Source organism: Xanthobacter sp. BG11Y11_SDJG, assembly GCF_057364445.1.
This window is the reverse complement of the sequence record NZ_JBNFNU010000435.1, coordinates 1-3,361: the sequence shown is the minus strand read 5'-3', so window position 1 is coordinate 3,361 and position 3,361 is coordinate 1. Positions and strand designations below refer to the sequence as shown.

Annotated in this window: 4 protein-coding genes; 1 reads left to right on the top strand and 3 read right to left on the bottom strand. The window is 71.4% G+C overall.

Annotated features, from left to right (window positions below; genetic code table 11):
• A partial coding sequence (locus tag AC2W7M_RS22360) for a hypothetical protein (protein WP_486135021.1) occupies nucleotides 1–391 on the bottom strand: 391 nt, incomplete at its 3' end.
• Nucleotides 392–395: 4 nt separating this feature from the next.
• Nucleotides 396–995, bottom strand: coding sequence for a D-sedoheptulose 7-phosphate isomerase (locus AC2W7M_RS22355; RefSeq protein WP_486135019.1), 600 nt, complete (start codon nucleotides 993–995; stop codon nucleotides 396–398).
• Between the two features lie 325 nt (nucleotides 996–1,320).
• On the opposite strand from AC2W7M_RS22355, the gene AC2W7M_RS22350 reads away from it, so the two are divergent.
• Nucleotides 1,321–1,806 (top strand): low affinity iron permease family protein, encoded by a 486-nt coding sequence (locus AC2W7M_RS22350; RefSeq protein WP_486135018.1) that lies wholly within the window; start codon nucleotides 1,321–1,323, stop codon nucleotides 1,804–1,806.
• 30 nt (nucleotides 1,807–1,836) lie between these two features.
• On the opposite strand, the gene AC2W7M_RS22345 is transcribed toward AC2W7M_RS22350, so the two are convergent.
• Nucleotides 1,837–3,361, bottom strand: a 1,525-nt coding sequence (locus tag AC2W7M_RS22345) for an amylo-alpha-1,6-glucosidase (RefSeq protein WP_486135016.1), incomplete at its 5' end; no start/stop codon positions are given.

Here is a 3,361-nt window from a genome sequence, read left to right as displayed (position 1 = left end):
CACTGGAGCGCCGCGACCCCGGCGCGCGACGCGCCACCGCGGCCATCAGATCGAGCCAGTTGAAGTCCGGCAGCGCCAGCCCGCTGGCCACCAGAACGCGATGCCCGAGATCGGGCAGGCGCGTGCGCAAAGTGGCGAAGGGCGCCCCGGTGGCGAAGCTGTCCGCCTGCGGCATCGGCGCCAGAGCCGGCAAGGAGGACAGCGCCTCGTTCACCACAAAGGTACAGGCTGGGGCATGGAAGATGTGAACCGAGCGAAAACCATAGCGGCCGGCCTCCGCGATCAGCCGCTGGAGCCGCTCGGTGTCGCCGTCCACCGCAGTGTCCGCTGCGCCCAGAAGCACCACGAGCGTATCGGGCGCGTCTTCCGCGAAGGCGTGGCCGGCGCGCATGGGGTTACCGGCCGGGCCGGGGAAACAGGCGCGCCTCCACCCGCTCGCAGATAATGTGCGCGGTGGACAGATGCACCTGCTGGATTAGCGGCGTCGAGGCGGACGGGGCGGCGAGCACGATGTCGCACAGCGGCCCCATGTCGCGCGGGTCCTCGCCGGCGAAGCCGATGGCCACGGCGCCGCAGGCCCGGGCCATCTTGAGGCCCTCCAGGACATTGGGCGAGCGGCCCGAGGTGGAGATTCCCACCGCCACGTCGCCCGGCTTGGCGAGGCCGGCCACCTGGCGCGAGAACACCTGCTCGTAGCCATAGTCGTTGGCGATGGCGGTGAGCACCGAGCTGTCCACGGTGAGCGCCAGCGCCGGCAGCGGGGCGCGATCGTAGCGGAAGCGCGAGAGCAGCTCGCCGGCAATGTGCTGGGCGTCCCCGGCGCTGCCGCCATTGCCGAACAGCAGCACCTTGCCGCCATTGCCGAGGCAGGTCACCCACGCCTCGGTCACCGCCGCCGCGGCGGCGAGGAAGGCTGGCGCGGCGAGCGCCGCCTGAAGCACGGCGCGGGACTGGTCCAGATAGTCGGCGATGGCCTTTTGGTCGGTCGTCTTCATACGGGTCCGCTCGGCGGTCGCACGGGCGTACCGCGCCCGCATCTCTCGTCCGGCAGCGGTTTAGCAGGGATAGGGGCGGGCAACAAACGCCCCTGCCCTCCCGAATGCCCTCCTCGCGGGGGATGGGCTTGCCATTGCGGCCCAATTCCGGGCGCGCCCGCTCAAAGGGGCCTCGGCGGACACCGCGCTCATGAAGCAGAGCGCAGAGCGTTGTCGCCGAGCGGCCCAGGCGACGCGCCCCCCCGCCGACGCGACGCCGCGGGCGCGCGCGGGAACCTTGGCCCGGTGCCGGAGCTTCCTTCGCCATCTCACGGAGAGCGTCCTCATGGCCGGGCATGCGCACAGTTCCCTCGCCGAGCTTCGGCGGCGGGTCGAGGACGGGCGGGCGAAGCGCGGTCTGTTCACGCGCTTCGCCCAGGCCATCGCCCATTATGCGGGCAAGCCGGCGACCTTCGTCGGCGCTGTCGCGATCATCCTGGTGTGGGGCGTGTCGGGGCCGCTGTTCGGCTTCAACGACACCTGGCAATTGGTGATCAACACCTCCACCACCATCGTCACCTTCCTGATGGTGTTCGTGATCCAGAACGCTCAGAACCGCGATACCATGGCCCTTCAGATCAAGCTCGACGAGCTGATCGCCCGTCTCGACGGCCCGCGCCAGATCCTGCTTGACCTCGAAGACCTGGACGAGGAGACGTTGGAGCGGATGCGGCTCGAATACGCTCTGCTCGCCGACGCCGCGCGCGAGAAGAAAGGGGGCGGCGCCGAGCCGGCGCCCGACACGGGCGACCTGCCCTCCGCCCCGCAATGACCCCCGAGCGCCGCCCCTGGGGCGGCCGCGTCAGAGTTCCACCTTCAGCCCCACGTCGCCGCGCCGGGCGAGGACGGACAGCGACGTCCTGCCGCCTGCGCCCCGGTCCACGCGGATGTCGAGCGCGCCGTCGCCGAGCGTGATGTCGCGCAGGTCGAGCGTGTCGAGGAAGGACGGCAGCACCGGCCGGTCGAACACCACCGTGCCCTCCGAGATGTCGAAGCCGAGCCCCAGCGCCGCCTGGAGCATGGCGAGCGGGGCGGCGGCGGCCCACGCCTGCGGCGTGCAGGCGACGGGATAGGCCACCGGCCCCTGGCTGCGCTGGCGCGCGAAGCCGCAGAACAGCTCCGGAATGCGCCGGAGGTCGAAATAGACCGAGGCGCGGAACAGCCCCTCGAACAGTCGCGCCGCCTCGGCGCGGAAGCCGTATTGGGCAAGGCCCAGCGCGATGACCGCGGTGTCGTGGGGCCACACCGAGCCGTTGTGGTAGCTCATGGGATTGAACCGCGCCTCCCCCACCGCGAGCGTGCGCACGCCCCAGCCGGAGAAGAAGGCGCCGGACAGGAGCATCTCGGCCACAGCCGGCGCGCGGTGCGGCATGGCGATGCCGGCGAACAGCGCATGCCCCGCATTGGAGGCGCGCACCCGGCAGGGCCGCTTCTCCCCGTCGAGCGCGAGCACATAGGTGCCGAGGTCCTCGTCGAAGAAGGCGGCGTCGAACGCCGCGCGCAAGCGTTCGGCGCGGGCATGCCAGGCGGCGCTCATATGGCCCTCGCCGAGCGCGCGGGCGAGCAGCGCCCCGGCGCGCCAGGCGGCATAGGCATAGCCCTGCACCTCCACCAGCGCGATGGGGCCGCGGGCCAGCGTGCCATCCGCATGGAAGATGCTGTCGAAGCTGTCCTTCCAGCCCTGGTTCACGAGGCCGTCGGCGCGCCGGCGGCCGTATTCGACGAAGCCGTCGCCGTCGCGGTCGCCGTGGTCGGCGATCCACTGGAGCGCCGCCGTCACCGCCGGCCACAGCGCGCGGGCGGTGGCGAGGTCGCCGGTGCGCTCGAAATAGGCCCCCGCCAGCATCACGAACAGGGGCGTGGAATCGACGCTGCCGTAATAGCGCCGGAACGGCACCTCCCCCACCTCCGCCATCTCGCCGAACCGCACCTCGTGCAGGATCTTGCCGGGCTCGGCGTCGGCCTCGCCGTCGAAGTCCTGCGCCTGGTTGGCGGCGAGGTGCGAAAGCACGCCCCTGGCGATGTCGGGGTCCATCCACAGCGTCTCGAAGCCGGTGATGAGCGCGTCGCGCCCGAACACGGTGCTGAACCAGGGCACCCCGGCATAGGGATAGGGTCCCTCAGGCGTCTCGGTGATGAGCATGTTGAGGTCGCTCGACGCGCGCCGCATGCCCTCGTTGAAATGGTTGTTGGACGAGGTCACGGACGCGCGGCGCGCCTCGCGCCGCGCAGTTCGCGCCGCGCGTGATCGATGACCCTCGCGGAAGCGGTGGGGGCCGGCGCGCCCGGTGCCCGGTTCGCAGCACACCTCCACATGGATGGCGAAG

Bases quoted from the DNA above. Each gene is read 5' to 3' on its own strand.
- AC2W7M_RS22355 (WP_486135019.1), bottom strand. From the start codon at position 995: ATGAAGACGACCGACCAAAAGGCCATCGCCGACTATCTGGACCAGTCC.
- AC2W7M_RS22350 (WP_486135018.1), top strand. From the start codon at position 1,321: ATGGCCGGGCATGCGCACAGTTCCCTCGCCGAGCTTCGGCGGCGGGTC.